This window comes from Psychrobacillus sp. FSL K6-2365, from assembly GCF_038003165.1.
GTDB lineage: Bacteria > Bacillota > Bacilli > Bacillales_A > Planococcaceae > Psychrobacillus > Psychrobacillus psychrodurans.
This window is the reverse complement of sequence record NZ_JBBOOO010000001.1, coordinates 4,115,962-4,132,510: the sequence shown is the minus strand read 5'-3', so window position 1 is coordinate 4,132,510 and position 16,549 is coordinate 4,115,962. Positions and strand designations below refer to the sequence as shown.

The window sequence follows — 16,549 nt, the reverse complement described above, 5'->3', positions numbered from 1 at the left end:
TTTAGGTGCTCACGCACCCAAAAAGTAAATTAAAGCCTCCGGCGGATGTCACAGATTTTAATTACGCTTGCGCAATTAAAGTTTGGACTCAAATACACCGGGGCGAATTTTATTTACAATTTAACAGGCGTTTTTACGTCTGCCAAATTGAAGAGGGTAATGGTGGTTTACTACCGCCCTCTTCTTTTTCAAACAGATTTATACGACATTATAAAAGCAGAGTGTTATGATGAGCGGGCTTATTGGGATTTTCGAATCCTCAACTAGTAGCGTCTCGTCTAGCTCTACGCACCTCATTTTCCTGATTGGTCTTGAGCAACCAATCTAGAAATAAGTTATAGAAGAGCGCATTTCTCAAAATGAGGTGCGCGCTTTTTTAATTTACCGTAAAATGATGTAAACTATTAGCACAGCTGAGTTGAGCAGAGGAGGTAAAGGATGAAACGCGAAATTATTTCTTTACAGGAAGTTACATTTACATATGCAGAAGAAGATACAGGTGTACGACCTGCTATACAGAATGTCTCATATACAATTAATGATGGTGAATGGGTAGCGATTGTAGGCCATAATGGTTCTGGCAAATCGACATTAGCACGATTAATGAACGGTCTTCTATTTCCTCAGACGGGAACGGTAAGGGTTTTTGGAGAACCGTTAAATGAACAAAATTTATGGGACACTCGGTCTAAAATGGGAATGGTTTTTCAAAATCCAGATAACCAATTTGTTGGAGCAACCGTGCAAGACGATGTTGCGTTTGCTTTAGAAAATAACGGAATCCCATTTGAGGAAATGGTAGAACGTGTACAAGCCTCCTTAGTAAAAGTGAAAATGAGTGACTTTATGAATAGTGAGCCACATCATCTATCTGGAGGACAAAAACAAAGGGTTGCTATAGCTGGAGCTATTGCACTTCAACCAAAGATTTTATTGTTAGATGAGGCAACTTCCATGTTAGATCCACAGGGGAGAGAAGAGGTACTTCAGACTGTGCACCAGCTGAGAAAAGAAACCGACTTAACGGTTATCTCTATTACACATGATTTAGAAGAAGCACTTCTTGCTGATCGTGTAATTGTTATGAATCAAGGGAAGAAGTATGCAGCAGGGTCACCACAAGAAATATTTGAACGAGGTCAAGAGTTAATCGATTTAGGATTAGATTTACCTTTTGCAATGAATATGTCTAGATTATTACGAGCACAAGGTGTGCAAATTGGAGCAGACCACATGTCAGAAGAAGAGTTGGTGAATGATTTATGGACATCTCACTTCAACAAGTAAGTTATGCTTATGCCAAAGATACTCCATTTGAAAAAAGAGCTTTATACGATGTAGATTTACTTATTCCTTCAGGTTCTTATCAAGCCATCATTGGTCATACAGGTTCTGGGAAGTCTACGGTGCTGCAGCACTTAAATGCATTGTTGAAGCCAACAGAAGGAGTTATTCGTATTGGTAGTACGGAAGTAGTTGCAGCTAAAAAGAACAAAAAATTACGAGAGATTAGACAAAAGGTAGGAATCGTTTTTCAATTCCCTGAGCATCAATTATTTGATGAAACGGTTTTAAAGGATATTATGTTTGGACCTATGAACTTTGGGGTGCCAGAAGAAGAAGCAAGACAACGTGCTATAGAATTAGTAAGGCTACTTGGTTTACCAGAAGAGGTTATGGAAAAGTCGCCGTTTGACCTGTCTGGAGGACAAATGCGAAGAGTTGCCATAGCGGGAGTCCTTGCAATGAATCCAGAAGTATTAGTTTTGGATGAACCAACAGCAGGGCTTGACCCAAGAGGGCGTAAGGAAATAATGGAGTTATTTTATCGACTCCATCAAGAAAAAGGTTTAACTACTGTACTCGTAACACATAGCATGGAAGACGCTGCTAGATATGCAGACCGAATTGCTATTATGCACAATGGACAATGTGTGCTGCAAGGGATACCCCAGGAGATATTCTCAGATGAGGATCGTTTAATGGATTATCGTCTAGAATTACCTCAATCTATTAAGTTTCAAAAGAAACTAGAAGAGATGATGGGAAAAAAGTTGTCGACACTTTGTTTAACAGAAGAGACTTTAGCTGAAGAACTAGCACGCCTGATGAAAAAGGAGCGTGAAATTTAATGCTTGAAAAAATGATATTTGGGCGTTATATTCCAGGAGATTCTTTTATTCATCGTTTGGATGCTCGTGCCAAGCTGATATTTGTTTTCTTATTTATCATGGTTGTCTTTATTGCAAACAACTGGATTACGTATGGAATATTACTAGTGTTTACTTTTTTGATCATACGATTATCGAAAATTAGGCTTTATTTTTTGATAAACGGATTAAAACCTGTTGTGTTTTTGATTATATTTACGTTCTTATTGCATCTGATTTTTACTCGAGAAGGTTCAATTATTTTTGAATGGAAGTTTATTAAAATTTACGAGGAAGGGCTAAAGCAAGGGATATTCATATCTATACGCTTTACCGTACTCGTTGTTTTAACGTCTATTCTCACATTAACTACAACGCCTATTTCAATTACAGATGCATTAGAAACTTTATTGAACCCATTAAAAAAGTGGAAGCTACCTGTACATGAGTTGGCTCTTATGATGTCAATTTCGTTAAGATTTATACCAACTTTAATGGATGAGACAGATAAGATTATGAAAGCTCAAATGGCGAGAGGATCTGATATGACAACGGGTAGTATGAAGGAGAGAATGAATGCAATCGTTCCACTTCTAATACCTTTGTTTGTAAGCGCATTTAAACGTGCAGAGGATTTAGCAACTGCAATGGAAGTAAGAGGCTATAAAGGCGGCGAGGGACGTACTAGGTACAGAAAGCTAGAATGGGCTACGAGAGACACGTTAATCATCCTGTCGCTCGTCGTACTTGCTGCAATACTGGTTTACTTTAGAAAATGATTAAGAGGTGTTAACGTGAGACTTCGAGCGATTATTAGTTATGATGGCAGTCAGTTTTCTGGTTATCAGGTTCAACCGGGAAAACGAACTGTTCAATTGGAAATAGAACGTGTCCTAGAAACAATTCATAAAGGCGCCGTTGTTAAAATTGTTGCAAGTGGAAGAACAGATGCTGGCGTTCATGCAACAGGACAAGTTATTCACTTTGATAGCCCGTTAACATTTCCGTTAGATCGTTGGTGTACCGCTTTAAATGTTCAACTACCTGGAGATATTCGAATATTATCGGTAGAACAGGTATCTGATGATTTTCATGCCCGATACCATGCTATTGGAAAGACTTATCGTTATATTTGGTCACTTAGTGAAATACATAGTCCATTTGAGCGTGACTTTTCCGTACATGCTGACCGATACAAACCAGATATCGCATCGATGCAAGAAGCTGCTCAACATTTGTTGGGTACTCATGATTTTTCAAGTTTTTGTGCAGCTAAAACGAATGTAAATGATTTTGTGAGAACTATTTATTCTATTAACTTTGAAATGAAGAAAGAAACACAACAACTCCATATGGTTATTAGTGGAAGTGGCTTTTTATATAATATGGTGCGTATTATTGCAGGTACATTATGGGAAGTAGGTATTCGAAAAAAAAGTGTGGAAAGTCTTTCGGAAATCCTCTTGTCGTGTTCTCGAAAGGAAGCAGGGAAAACCGCTCCAGCACACGGTTTATACCTCGAAAAAGTAGCTTACGATGAATGAAACAACATCACCAGGTGTTTTACGGAAAATGCTTGACTAATTGTTACATTCGAGGTATGATGATGTATGGTATTTCTTAACCCCACAATATAAGCCCCGAAACTTATTGGTATGAGGATATAGAAAATTTTAGATCGATTATGATTGAATTAGGAGGACAAAATACATGCGTACAACATTCATGGCTAAAGGTCACGAAGTAGAACGTAAATGGTTAGTAGTAGACGCTGAAGGCCAAACTCTTGGTCGTCTAGCTTCAGAAGTTGCAGCTATTTTACGTGGTAAAAACAAACCAACATTCACACCGAACGTTGACACAGGTGATCATGTGATCATTCTTAATGCAGAAAAAATTCATTTAACTGGGAACAAGTTAAATGACAAAATTTACTACCGTCACACTCAATTCTCAGGTGGACTTAAACAACGTACAGCTTTAGAAATGCGTACTAAGTACCCAACGAAAATGCTTGAGTTAGCAATTAAAGGAATGCTTCCTAAAAACTCTTTAGGACGTCAAATGTTCAGCAAGCTTCACGTTTATACTGGAGCAGAACACCCACATGCAGCACAGAAACCAGAAGCATACGAGCTTCGCGGATAATAATTAAGAGGAGGACATTCACTTGGCACAAGTTCAATATATCGGCACTGGTCGCCGTAAAAGTTCAGTAGCACGTGTGCGTTTAGTACCGGGCGAAGGAAATATCGTTATCAACAAACGTGACGTAGCAGATTACGTACCATACGAAACTTTACGTGAAATCATTAAACAACCATTAGTAACTACTCAAACTTTAGGTAGCTACGATGTACACGTAAACGTTAATGGTGGTGGATTCACAGGACAAGCAGGAGCAATCCGTCATGGTATTGCACGTGCACTACTTACAGTAGATCCTGATTTCCGTCCAGCATTGAAATCAGCAGGATTCTTAACGCGTGATCCACGTATGAAAGAACGTAAAAAACCAGGACTTAAAGGCGCTCGTCGTGCACCTCAGTTCTCAAAACGTTAATATTAAATTATCAGTTCAAAGCATTTCTCGAGATTTCTCGGGGAGTGCTTTTTTTGTTTGGTCATGCGAGAAATATAGACGGTTGTCAAAATGTTTAAAAAGTAATTGTATGTCTATTTTGAGAGGTGTATATTTAGAAAATAATTATAAAGGAGGAGCGAAAATGGATCTTACCTCACAAAGATTAGTATTTCGTTTGTATGAGGCGAATGACTTTGACTTTTTATATTCAATGTTAAATGATTCGGAGATGATGAAGTACATAGGGAATGGCGATACGCGAAATACAGAAGAAGCACTTGCTTTTTTAGAAAGGATTCAGAGTCACTATAAGCAAAACGAAGAGTTTGGCTTAAAATTACTCGTTCGAAAAGAGGATGGGATTCCAATAGGACACGCTGGAATAATTCCTCAACAAATTGACGGAAAAGAAGAGCTAGAAATTGGTTATTGGATTGCAAAAGAATTCTGGGGTAATGGGTATGCAACAGAAGCAGCTAAAGCATTGCTTAATCGTGCAACCAATCAGTTAGGTATACATCGTCTAATCTCTCTTATTCAGACGGACAACACAAGATCTGGTCGTGTAGCCATCAAAAATGGTATGCAATTAGAAAAAGAAATAATTTTAAAAGGCAAGTCGGTTAGTTTGTATACATATAAAAGTCAGTAATGATTTATAAAGAAGAAGAGGGAATGTATGAGAAGTAAATTTAATGCTGTGACGGGCACGATACTTGTTAGTATTTTTATTGCGCGTTTTGGAACGTTTTTAGTTTTGCCTTATTTAACGCTATTTTTGCTCGAGGACTTTCATTATTCGGGCGTGCAAATTGGAACGATTATATCGACACTGGCTCTATCTAATTTAGTGATGAGTTTTTTTGTAGGACCATATATTGATAAGTATCCTAAGAACAAAGTCATAATGGTAGGACTCCTTGGATATTTAGTTTGCTATTTTTATTTCCCTTTCATCGATTATTATGCAGGGTTTTTAGGATTTGCTGTTTTGCTTGGTGCGAGTCAGGCAGTTGTGGAACCTACTTACCGTGTATTACTGAGTCTATATACAGAACCAGAAAATCGTCGATTAATATTTAATATCCGCTACTTTTTGATTAATATATCTGCTGCAGTTGCCCCGCTGATTTCTGTTTATTTCCAAAAGTATGGAATGGTAAATCTATTTTTTATTGTTGGACTTATTTTCTTATTAAACATATTAACATTTGTCTTTATATTTAATAAGTACCCTCTGAAACAGGAACCTATTAGTTTAACGAAGCCTTCAATATTTCATTCGTTTCATGTCTTTAAAAGGGATACAAGTTTTTCGATTTTTGTGTTGGCATTAATCTTTATTAGTTTTGGTTACAGTCAGTTTGACTCTACTTTTAGTCAACACATAGGGAAGTCTTTTGACCATGAACTAGCAATAAAATATTTCGCGTGGCTTATAACAACAAATGCTATTACCGTATTAGTCATTCAGTACTTTGTCTATAAGCTAGGAGAATTGATAAGCACGACTACTTCCTTAATGATTGGAAGTGGGTTATTGTCAATTGGATTATTTTTCTTTGGGCAGAGTGACTTAATATTGTGGTTAATGGTTGCTATGGTTATTTTTACAGCTGGAGAAGTATTAGTATTTACTATGGTTGATATTCATTTAGATGGAATGTGTGAGGATCATGAGAAGGGTACTTATTTTGCCCTTTCAGGTGTAAAGTCTGTCGGTCGAATAGCTGGTCCTAGTTTGGGTGGTTTTCTGTTGGATACGATGAGCGGTGGCGCAATGGTGTTCATCATCATTTCACTTATCACGTTATTAGCTATTCCATCGTTCTATTACAGTTCAAAAATACGTGGACAATTCTAATCATACTCTTTGTCCCTCATACGTATAATGAGTGAAAAAGGAGCGATGAACCTGAAAAAGTGGCTAATTATCTTTGTTTTGTTTTTGATATCCCTTCTTGCAGTTGTGTATGGAACAAAAGCTAGTGACATTGGTTTTTTCTTGCCTGAACCAATGAGTGGAGTGAAGATTGTCATTGATCCAGGGCATGGAGGGATTGATGGTGGAGCTAGTAGTGGCGATACAGTTGAACGAGATATTACGCTAGCTATGTCCCTAAAACTAGAGAAAAAGTTGAAGTCGCAGGGTGCAACAGTGGTCATGACACGAAGTAAGGAAGGTGATGCAATTGCAGAACATAGACCAGATGAGGATTTCCCTACTACGAGGGCTAGAAAGGTTGCCGACCTATTATTGCGTGAAGAAATTATGAATAACTCAGAGGCAGACTTAGTCATTAGCTTGCATGTGAATGCAGTTCCAGAGGAAAGATGGAGAGGGGCTCAAGTCTTTTATCATGCAGACGGACACGCAGGTGGAGAGTTATTAGCTAAATCTATACAAGGGTCCATTCGAGAAAAAATCGGAAACACAGAGCGGGAAGCACTGGCGATTAAACAGGTATATATATTGAAGAAAGCAAATGCACCTGCAGTATTAGTAGAAACAGGCTTTTTAAGTAATAATGAAGAGCGAGAATTATTGAAGTCTGAAAAGTACCAGAAGGAAATGGTAGAAGCTATATCTGAAGGTGTAATTGAATTTGTTGAGGATAATATTTACTAAGACAATGTAACGTATTGTAGACACTCTATTATGGTATACTATAAGGCGAATAGTTAAACTTAAGGGGAGTGTCTACAGATGATTAATGAGCAACAAGTTCGTACTTTGCTAGGAGCATTAAACGACCCATTTTTACATAGAACACTAGAAGAAACGAATGGGATTTCAGAAGTGTCTATTAAAGAAGAGAAAAATCATGTAAGTGTAAAGCTAGCTATAGCTAAAATAAATTCAGCAGAACAAATGCAACTACAAGGAAAAGTTGTAGAAGTCTTGAAAGAAGCAGGCGCTGCAACTGTAGGTATTCGTTTTGAAGAGCTACCAAAAGAAGTACTGGAGCAGTTTCGAGGGAAAACAAAAGAAAGTGACAACGAAAATCTTCTCTCTCCAACTAGTAAAGTGAAAATTATTTCTATAGCATCTGGAAAAGGCGGTGTTGGTAAATCTACTGTTTCAGTGAACCTAGCGGTTGCGCTTGCTCGTTTAGGTAAAAAAGTAGGGCTTGTAGATGCTGATATTTATGGGTTTAGTGTACCTGATATGATGGGCGTAAAAGACATTCCGCAGATTATAGAGGACCGTATTATTCCTGTAGAACGTAAAGGTGTCAAAGTAATCTCTATGGGCTTCTTTGTAGAGAACAATACACCAGTTGTATGGCGCGGACCAATGCTTGGAAAAGTACTAGACCAATTCTTCAAAGATGTTGAATGGGGAGAATTAGACTTTCTGCTCTTAGATTTACCACCAGGTACTGGAGATGTCGCTTTAGATATTCACCAAATGCTACCGACATCGAAAGAAATCGTAGTAACAACACCGCATCCAACAGCTGCATTTGTTGCAGCAAGAGCAGGTGCAATGGCACTTCAAACTGATCATGAAATTCTTGGTGTAATCGAAAATATGTCGTGGTATGAATCAAAATCCACAGGAGAAAAAGAATTTGTATTTGGTAAAGGTGGAGGACCGAAGCTTGCAGAGGAATTACGTACAGAATTACTAGGACAACTTCCATTAGGGCAGCCAGACTGGAATGACATCGATTTTGCTCCATCTGTTTATGAAGAAACACATAATACTGGAAAAATTTATTTAGATATTGCGCAAAAAGTTATAGAAAAAGCATAAGAAAGAGGCCGTTTCCAAAGAGGAGCGGCCTATTTTTCTTCTTCTTCTTTCTTCTTATCTTCCTCAGATGAACCAGCAGCTCCTCCTTCTTCTCCTCCTCCAGATCCGCCCCCAGCTTTTTCAGTTTTACCCCCAGCTTCCTCCACTAATTTCTGCCACTTAGCTTGCAGTACCGGACTTTTGATAGTTTCTTCTACAACCTTTTGCATTTCTTTTCGCATATCGCTGGATTCCAATACTTTAGCTAATTCTTTTTTCATCTCAGCTGAACTAAAAAAGGTCTCTAAATCCTTTAAATAATTTGGATCCTTCATTAAGGCTTTCATTAATTCCTCTTGCTGCTTTACCATACTCTTTGCCATTGTCTCTGAAAACTTTGGATCTGAATAAACTTCCTTCCAAAAGTCCTCAGCTTCTTTTGAAAGCATTGTCTGTTCAACAGATGTCTTTACTTGTTCACTGTCTAATACTAGGAGTTCTTTGAATTGAGGATCTGACAATAATGTTCGAATTGCTTTTTTTCCATCCTCGGTTTGCAGAGCATCAATGAACATTTTCTTATTCTCCTCATAAGAAGGCTGAGTAGCGGGAGAACTACAACTAGCGAGAAGTCCAAGACTCAATAATAAAAGAGCAAAGTATTTCATATCCGTCACCGTCCTTTCGATTATTGTTCACATTTGGTTAGGAAATATGTATAGTCAGTAGGAAGAAATAGATTTTTCATAAAAGGCTTGTTACAATTTATACTTATAAAGGAAATAGAAAAGATGGAGGAAATCTTGCAGTGACTATTCGAAATTGGTTTAAATTCTTTCTAAATGCCTTGTTAATCGGTGGTTTAGTAACAGGTGTTTTTGGTTTATTTATACGTTGGGATGATGCTTTTTCACAATACTTTGAAGCAGGACAATGGGGAGAGTTCTTAGCTGCATTTGCGTTTATGGTAGTAATGGGCTTTACAATTAGTGTAATTGCTCAAATGGGTTACTTTGCCTATTTAACAATTCACCAAATGGGTGTAAATATTTTTAGGACTCTTACTCTGTGGAACTGGGTGCAGTTATTGATTATTGCATTTGTTATATTTGATTTAATTATGTTTCGTTTTAGACCAAATGCAGAAACAACCGGACAAATATGGTTATACGTTATCTTACTTACAGTATTAATCATTACCTCAGTAGTAGTGGCAATTGTTAAAGCGAATCTTACGAAAAAGCACGCACTTATATCTGCTTTGTTTTTCATGATAGTTATCTCAACCTTAGAGTGGCTTCCGGTACTAATGGTACGAGCGGATAATGTAGATAGTTGGGTTACATTATTATTGTTCCCGATTTTAGCGGTTAATGCATATCAATTACTGGCGCTGCCAAAATATAATGCTAAGTCTGAGGTCGATCGTTTGAAGTTGGAAGAACGTAGAAAAAACAGAAGAGAAGCTGCATCTGCTAAGAACTAATAAAAGTTGCTCTGACTACTAGTCGGAGCAACTTTTAAATTTATAAGGATTATAATGAACTACTTACGGTGACTTTACCTGGTTTATGACTAATTTTTTATTCTGGATAAGTTTTTGTTTTTACTTTTAAACCGAAGATATTTTGTTCAATGGTAATAATTTTTTTTGACTTAACAAACTTTACCAGCTGTTGTATATCTATTCGTTCTTCTTGATGAAGGGGAACGGTAAGAATATCTCCTTTTTCAAGTGCAGGAACTTTATTGGACCAGTACTTACTAGAGCTGAGTAAATTTACTTCCTGTTCCCAAGCCTTTTTTTGCAATTCAATAGGAAACTCATAATCTATTGTTCTAAACCAAAGTGGTCTTTCTCCTATCGCTTGTTCAAATCTTTCAACTTCTTTTTCAAACAAAGTTGGATTTTCTATATAAGTTGCTCCACTTGTACCTAAAAGACTAATGGGTACGTTTTTTTCTTTCATGACTTTTATAATGTCCTCAGAGCGTTCGATCCATTCAATACTTATAAAGAAATGCGGATAAGGAGCTTGTAAGTCATTTACAAACTTTTCTATATCATCCTTTCCAAAAGTTAAATCAACCGTAATAGTATTCCCATATGATCCTTTCGAAATAACAGTAGGCTTTTCCGTAAGCTGAAATACAGGGAGCAGCGAGGATAGATTTTTTGGTACATTAAATAAAAACAATCCTAAAATAATCAATAAACCAACTAGTAAAGCTTTTGTTTTCAAAGAAACACACACCTTTTCAAATCGTTTTAATTAATTTTATGATTTAGTGTTGACATTAATGTTAAAAAGATGTTAAGATACAAAGGTCGCTGAAACAAGACGACAACTTAAACAATATGAACATTGAAAACTGAACATGCAAAACGTTAAGACATACAGCTTATCAGCTAACTTTGTTAGTCTGATAGCAAAACAATTTTGACATCATTTAATGATGATGCCAGCAAAACAAATGAGCTTTTAAACTAGTTCTATTCGCTGGATGACGAGACGTAGTGCAGTGCGAGGAAGCAATCGAGAGAGGGAAGGAACGTACTAACGTACGTGACTGACCGAACGAATGAAGCTGACAAAGCAATGTGCTGCGTAACGTCATCCAGATCTTATGGAGAGTTTGATCCTGGCTCAGGACGAACGCTGGCGGCATGCCTAATACATGCAAGTCGAGCGAATGACGAAGAAGCTTGCTTCTTCTGATTTAGCGGCGGACGGGTGAGTAACACGTGGGCAACCTGCCCTGTAGATTGGGATAACTCCGGGAAACCGGGGCTAATACCGAATAATCCATTTCCTCACATGGGGAGATGTTAAAAGACGGCATCTCGCTGTCACTACAGGATGGGCCCGCGGCGCATTAGCTAGTTGGTGAGGTAACGGCTCACCAAGGCGACGATGCGTAGCCGACCTGAGAGGGTGATCGGCCACACTGGGACTGAGACACGGCCCAGACTCCTACGGGAGGCAGCAGTAGGGAATCTTCCACAATGGACGAAAGTCTGATGGAGCAATGCCGCGTGAGTGAAGAAGGTTTTCGGATCGTAAAACTCTGTTGTGAGGGAAGAACAAGTACGAGAGTAACTGCTCGTACCTTGACGGTACCTCATTAGAAAGCCACGGCTAACTACGTGCCAGCAGCCGCGGTAATACGTAGGTGGCAAGCGTTGTCCGGAATTATTGGGCGTAAAGCGCGCGCAGGCGGTCCTTTAAGTCTGATGTGAAATCCCACGGCTCAACCGTGGAAGGTCATTGGAAACTGGGGGACTTGAGTACAGAAGAGGAAAGCGGAATTCCAAGTGTAGCGGTGAAATGCGTAGAGATTTGGAGGAACACCAGTGGCGAAGGCGGCTTTCTGGTCTGTAACTGACGCTGAGGCGCGAAAGCGTGGGGAGCAAACAGGATTAGATACCCTGGTAGTCCACGCCGTAAACGATGAGTGCTAAGTGTTAGGGGGTTTCCGCCCCTTAGTGCTGCAGCTAACGCATTAAGCACTCCGCCTGGGGAGTACGGTCGCAAGACTGAAACTCAAAGGAATTGACGGGGGCCCGCACAAGCGGTGGAGCATGTGGTTTAATTCGAAGCAACGCGAAGAACCTTACCAGGTCTTGACATCCCGCTGACCGGCCTAGAGATAGGCTTTTCCCTTCGGGGACAGCGGTGACAGGTGGTGCATGGTTGTCGTCAGCTCGTGTCGTGAGATGTTGGGTTAAGTCCCGCAACGAGCGCAACCCTTGATCTTAGTTGCCAGCATTCAGTTGGGCACTCTAAGGTGACTGCCGGTGATAAACCGGAGGAAGGTGGGGATGACGTCAAATCATCATGCCCCTTATGACCTGGGCTACACACGTGCTACAATGGACGGTACAGAGGGTCGCAACCCCGCGAGGGTGAGCAAATCCCATAAAACCGTTCTCAGTTCGGATTGTAGGCTGCAACTCGCCTACATGAAGCCGGAATCGCTAGTAATCGTGGATCAGCATGCCACGGTGAATACGTTCCCGGGCCTTGTACACACCGCCCGTCACACCACGAGAGTTTGTAACACCCGAAGTCGGTGGGGTAACCCTTACGGGAGCCAGCCGCCGAAGGTGGGACAGATGATTGGGGTGAAGTCGTAACAAGGTAGCCGTATCGGAAGGTGCGGCTGGATCACCTCCTTTCTAAGGATAATATCGGAATACGAATCTTTATTCGTATCTTAACGTTTTGCAGTTCAGTTTTGAATGTTCATTTTTATATGAAGATTCATCTCTTGCTCCTGCGATTAATCGTCGCAAAGTGAGCAAACCTTTGTTCTTTGAAAACTGGATAAAACGACATTGAAACAATAAACAACAAGAAATTCTGTTGTGATTACTTACGTAATCATGACGTGTAAGACTTTTTAACTTTTAGGTTAAGTTAATAAGGGCGCACGGTGAATGCCTTGGCACTAGGAGTCGACGAAGGACGGCACTAACACCGATATGCTTCGGGGAGCTGTAAGTGAGCTTTGATCCGGAGATTTCCGAATGGGGAAACCCACTGTTCGTAATGGAGCAGTACATTTGCGTGAATACATAGCGCATCTGAGACACACCCAGGGAACTGAAACATCTAAGTACCTGGAGGAAGAGAAAGAAAAATCGATTCCCTGAGTAGCGGCGAGCGAAACGGGAATAGCCCAAACCAAGAGGCTTGCCTCTTGGGGTTGTAGGACACTCTACATAGAGTTACAAAGGAATGAGTTAGACGAAGCGATCTGGAAAGGTCCGCAGGATAGGGTAAAAGCCCCGTAGTCCAAAATTCATTCTCTCTTGAGTGTATCCTGAGTACGGCGGAACACGTGAAATTCCGTCGGAATCCGGGAGGACCATCTCCCAAGGCTAAATACTACCTAGTGACCGATAGTGAACCAGTACCGTGAGGGAAAGGTGAAAAGCACCCCGGAAGGGGAGTGAAATAGATCCTGAAACCGTGTGCCTACAAGTAGTTAGAGCCCGTTAATGGGTGATAGCGTGCCTTTTGTAGAATGAACCGGCGAGTTACGATTACATGCAAGGTTAAGTTGAGAAGACGGAGCCGCAGCGAAAGCGAGTCTGAATAGGGCGAATGAGTATGTGGTCGTAGACCCGAAACCAGGTGATCTACCCATGTCCAGGATGAAGGTAAGGTAACACTTACTGGAGGTCCGAACCCACGCACGTTGAAAAGTGCGGGGATGAGGTGTGGGTAGCGGAGAAATTCCAATCGAACCTGGAGATAGCTGGTTCTCTCCGAAATAGCTTTAGGGCTAGCCTCAAACGTTAGAATCTTGGAGGTAGAGCACTGTTTGGACTAGGGGCCCATCCCGGGTTACCGAATTCAGACAAACTCCGAATGCCAATGATTTATGTTTGGGAGTCAGACTGCGAGTGATAAGATCCGTAGTCAAGAGGGAAACAGCCCAGACCACCAGCTAAGGTCCCAAAGTATTTGTTAAGTGGAAAAGGATGTGGCGTTGCTTAGACAACCAGGATGTTGGCTTAGAAGCAGCCATCATTTAAAGAGTGCGTAATAGCTCACTGGTCGAGTGACGCTGCGCCGAAAATGTATCGGGGCTAAACAAATCACCGAAGCTGTGGATTGATACCTTTGGTATCAGTGGTAGGAGAGCGTTCTAAGGGCGTTGAAGTCAGACCGGAAGGACTGGTGGAGCGCTTAGAAGTGAGAATGCCGGTATGAGTAGCGAAAGACGGGTGAGAATCCCGTCCACCGTATGACTAAGGTTTCCTGAGGAAGGCTCGTCCGCTCAGGGTTAGTCGGGACCTAAGCCGAGGCCGATAGGCGTAGGCGATGGATAACAGGTTGATATTCCTGTACCACCAAACCACCGTTTGAGTAATGGGGGGACGCAGAAGGATAGGGTAAGCATGCTGTTGGTTATGCATGTCCAAGCAGTAAGGTGTGAATGTAGGCAAATCCGCATTCTGTAACATTGAGCTGTGATGGCGAGGACGTATGTCCGGAGTTCCTGATTTCACACTGCCAAGAAAAGCCTCTAGCGAGGTGATAGGTGCCCGTACCGCAAACCGACACAGGTAGTCGAGGAGAGAATCCTAAGGTGAGCGAGAGAACTCTCGTTAAGGAACTCGGCAAAATGACCCCGTAACTTCGGGAGAAGGGGTGCTCTTTTGGGTGCATAGCCTAGAAGAGCCGCAGTGAATAGGCCCAGGCGACTGTTTAGCAAAAACACAGGTCTCTGCAAAACCGTAAGGTGAAGTATAGGGGCTGACGCCTGCCCGGTGCTGGAAGGTTAAGAGGAGTGCTTAGCGCAAGCGAAGGTGCGAATTGAAGCCCCAGTAAACGGCGGCCGTAACTATAACGGTCCTAAGGTAGCGAAATTCCTTGTCGGGTAAGTTCCGACCCGCACGAAAGGCGTAACGATCTGGGCACTGTCTCAACGAGAGACTCGGTGAAATTATAGTACCTGTGAAGATGCAGGTTACCCGCGACAGGACGGAAAGACCCCGTGGAGCTTTACTATAGCTTGATATTGAATTTTGGTGCAACTTGTACAGGATAGGCAGGAGCCTTAGAGCCCGGAGCGCCAGCTTCGGAGGAGGCGTCGGTGGGATACTGCCCTGGTTGTATTGAAATTCTAACCCATACCCGTAACCCGGGTAGGAGACAGTGTCAGGCGGGTAGTTTGACTGGGGCGGTCGCCTCCTAAAGTGTAACGGAGGCGCCCAAAGGTTCCCTCAGAATGGTTGGAAATCATTCGAAGAGTGTAAAGGCAGAAGGGAGCTTGACTGCGAGACCTACAAGTCGAGCAGGGTCGAAAGACGGGCTTAGTGATCCGGTGGTTCCGCATGGAAGGGCCATCGCTCAACGGATAAAAGCTACCCCGGGGATAACAGGCTTATCTCCCCCAAGAGTCCACATCGACGGGGAGGTTTGGCACCTCGATGTCGGCTCATCGCATCCTGGGGCTGTAGTCGGTCCCAAGGGTTGGGCTGTTCGCCCATTAAAGCGGTACGCGAGCTGGGTTCAGAACGTCGTGAGACAGTTCGGTCCCTATCCGTCGTGGGCGTAGGAAATTTGAGAGGAGCTGTCCTTAGTACGAGAGGACCGGGATGGACACACCGCTGGTGTACCAGTTGTTCTGCCAAGAGCATCGCTGGGTAGCTATGTGTGGACGGGATAAGTGCTGAAAGCATCTAAGCACGAAGCCCCCCTCAAGATGAGATTTCCCATTACGCAAGTAAGTAAGATCCCTCAAAGACGATGAGGTAGATAGGTTCGGGGTGGAAGCGTGGCGACACGTGCAGCTGACGAATACTAATCGATCGAGGACTTAACCAAATTTGTTTAACGTAACAATGTCGTTTATCCAGTTTTGAGTGAACAAACACTCTATATATGAGGGTTTCAAGATACAAGCAGTGCTAGGAAACAAGTGAGAGAAAGAAGGAACGTACTAACGTACGTGACTGACAGATCGAATGAAGTTGACAACGCAATGCGCCGTATATTGAAAGCCGAATGAGTCTAGTGATGATGGCGAAGAGGTCACACCCGTTCCCATACCGAACACGGAAGTTAAGCTCTTCAGCGCCGATGGTAGTTGGGGGTCTCCCCCTGTGAGAGTAGGACGTCGCTGGGCACCAAGAAAAAGTCGTTACCGAGAAATTGGTAGCGGCTTTTTTTGTATAAATAAGCCGTAGGCAGTCTTTCTCTATAAAAAAGTATGCGAGAAAGTAGAGGGGCAAAGAGTTCGAGGAAGCAAACGAGAGAGACTCGGAGCGTATAACATACGCGAGAATTGAACGAGAGCGGCTGACGAAGAAATCTGCCGACCATCTGCTTTCGCAGCCCGAACACGGAAGTTAAGCTCTTGCGCCGCTGGTAGTTGGGGGTCTCCCCCTGTGAGAGTAGGACGTCGCTGGGCACCAAAGAAAAAGTCGTTACCGAGAAATTGGTAGCGGCTTTTTTTGTATAAATAAGCCGTAGGCAGTCTTTCTCTATAAAAAAGTATGCGAGAAAGTAGAGGGGCAAAGAGTTCGAGGAAGCAAACGAGAGAGACTCGGAGCGTATA

The 16,549-nt window shown here is 41.8% G+C and carries 13 protein-coding genes and 3 rRNA genes; 14 read left to right on the top strand and 2 right to left on the bottom strand.

Annotated features, from left to right (window positions below; all coding sequences use genetic code 11):
• Window positions 1-438: 438 nt before the first annotated feature.
• The 10 genes from MKY29_RS20910 to MKY29_RS20865 all read left to right on the top strand — a co-directional run bounded on the left by MKY29_RS20910 (window position 439) and on the right by MKY29_RS20865 (window position 8,494).
• Entirely contained in the window at window positions 439-1,287 is an 849-nt protein-coding gene (locus MKY29_RS20910) for an energy-coupling factor ABC transporter ATP-binding protein (RefSeq protein WP_093495437.1), read from the top strand.
• Window positions 1,263-2,132 carry an energy-coupling factor ABC transporter ATP-binding protein gene (locus tag MKY29_RS20905; protein WP_093495436.1) on the top strand — a complete coding sequence of 290 codons (870 nt, stop codon included), beginning with the start codon at window positions 1,263-1,265 and terminating at the stop codon, window positions 2,130-2,132. Before MKY29_RS20910 ends, MKY29_RS20905 begins: the two co-directional genes overlap by 25 nt.
• The gene (locus MKY29_RS20900; RefSeq protein ID WP_090567897.1) at window positions 2,132-2,929 is read left to right on the top strand and encodes an energy-coupling factor transporter transmembrane component T family protein; all 798 of its coding nucleotides are present in this window, start codon (window positions 2,132-2,134) and stop codon (window positions 2,927-2,929) included. Before MKY29_RS20905 ends, MKY29_RS20900 begins: the two co-directional genes overlap by 1 nt.
• Before the next feature lie 15 nt (window positions 2,930-2,944).
• Window positions 2,945-3,694, top strand: coding sequence for a tRNA pseudouridine(38-40) synthase TruA (truA, locus tag MKY29_RS20895; protein ID WP_093495435.1), 750 nt, complete (start codon window positions 2,945-2,947; stop codon window positions 3,692-3,694).
• A gap of 166 nt (window positions 3,695-3,860) precedes the next feature.
• Window positions 3,861-4,298 carry a 50S ribosomal protein L13 gene (gene rplM, locus MKY29_RS20890; RefSeq protein WP_090567905.1) on the top strand — a complete coding sequence of 146 codons (438 nt, stop codon included), beginning with the start codon at window positions 3,861-3,863 and terminating at the stop codon, window positions 4,296-4,298.
• A 22-nt stretch (window positions 4,299-4,320) separates the two neighbouring features.
• On the top strand, window positions 4,321-4,713 hold the full coding sequence (gene rpsI / locus MKY29_RS20885; protein ID WP_090567909.1) for a 30S ribosomal protein S9: 393 nt from the start codon (window positions 4,321-4,323) through the stop codon (window positions 4,711-4,713).
• Window positions 4,714-4,876: 163 nt separating this feature from the next.
• Window positions 4,877-5,386: a GNAT family N-acetyltransferase gene (locus MKY29_RS20880; protein WP_269915781.1), complete on the top strand. Its 510-nt coding sequence runs from the start codon at window positions 4,877-4,879 to the stop codon at window positions 5,384-5,386.
• A gap of 27 nt (window positions 5,387-5,413) precedes the next feature.
• Window positions 5,414-6,598: an MFS transporter gene (locus MKY29_RS20875; RefSeq protein WP_093495433.1), complete on the top strand. Its 1,185-nt coding sequence runs from the start codon at window positions 5,414-5,416 to the stop codon at window positions 6,596-6,598.
• 51 nt (window positions 6,599-6,649) lie between these two features.
• Window positions 6,650-7,363: an N-acetylmuramoyl-L-alanine amidase gene (locus MKY29_RS20870; RefSeq protein ID WP_090567958.1), complete on the top strand. Its 714-nt coding sequence runs from the start codon at window positions 6,650-6,652 to the stop codon at window positions 7,361-7,363.
• A 78-nt stretch (window positions 7,364-7,441) separates the two neighbouring features.
• Window positions 7,442-8,494, top strand: coding sequence for an Mrp/NBP35 family ATP-binding protein (locus MKY29_RS20865; RefSeq protein WP_090567917.1), 1,053 nt, complete (start codon window positions 7,442-7,444; stop codon window positions 8,492-8,494).
• 29 nt (window positions 8,495-8,523) lie between these two features.
• On the opposite strand, the gene gerD is transcribed toward MKY29_RS20865, so the two are convergent.
• The gene (gene gerD / locus MKY29_RS20860) at window positions 8,524-9,141 is read right to left on the bottom strand and encodes a spore germination lipoprotein GerD (RefSeq protein WP_340880683.1); all 618 of its coding nucleotides are present in this window, start codon (window positions 9,139-9,141) and stop codon (window positions 8,524-8,526) included.
• Window positions 9,142-9,281: 140 nt separating this feature from the next.
• On the opposite strand from gerD, the gene MKY29_RS20855 reads away from it, so the two are divergent.
• A complete protein-coding gene (locus MKY29_RS20855) occupies window positions 9,282-9,959 on the top strand; it encodes a KinB-signaling pathway activation protein (protein ID WP_090567926.1) in 678 nt (225 codons plus the stop codon).
• A 97-nt stretch (window positions 9,960-10,056) separates the two neighbouring features.
• On the opposite strand, the gene MKY29_RS20850 is transcribed toward MKY29_RS20855, so the two are convergent.
• Window positions 10,057-10,716 carry a hypothetical protein gene (locus MKY29_RS20850; protein WP_340880682.1) on the bottom strand — a complete coding sequence of 220 codons (660 nt, stop codon included), beginning with the start codon at window positions 10,714-10,716 and terminating at the stop codon, window positions 10,057-10,059.
• 382 nt (window positions 10,717-11,098) lie between these two features.
• Here MKY29_RS20850 and MKY29_RS20845 point away from each other — a divergent pair.
• From MKY29_RS20845 to rrf, 3 genes are all read left to right on the top strand, one after another.
• Window positions 11,099-12,653 (top strand): 16S ribosomal RNA (locus tag MKY29_RS20845).
• Window positions 12,654-12,887: 234 nt separating this feature from the next.
• Window positions 12,888-15,816: ribosomal RNA gene (locus tag MKY29_RS20840) — 23S ribosomal RNA — on the top strand.
• Between the two features lie 185 nt (window positions 15,817-16,001).
• Window positions 16,002-16,117: ribosomal RNA gene (gene rrf / locus MKY29_RS20835) — 5S ribosomal RNA — on the top strand.
• Together the 16S, 23S and 5S rRNA genes form the textbook arrangement of a ribosomal RNA operon.
• Window positions 16,118-16,549: the final 432 nt, after the last annotated feature.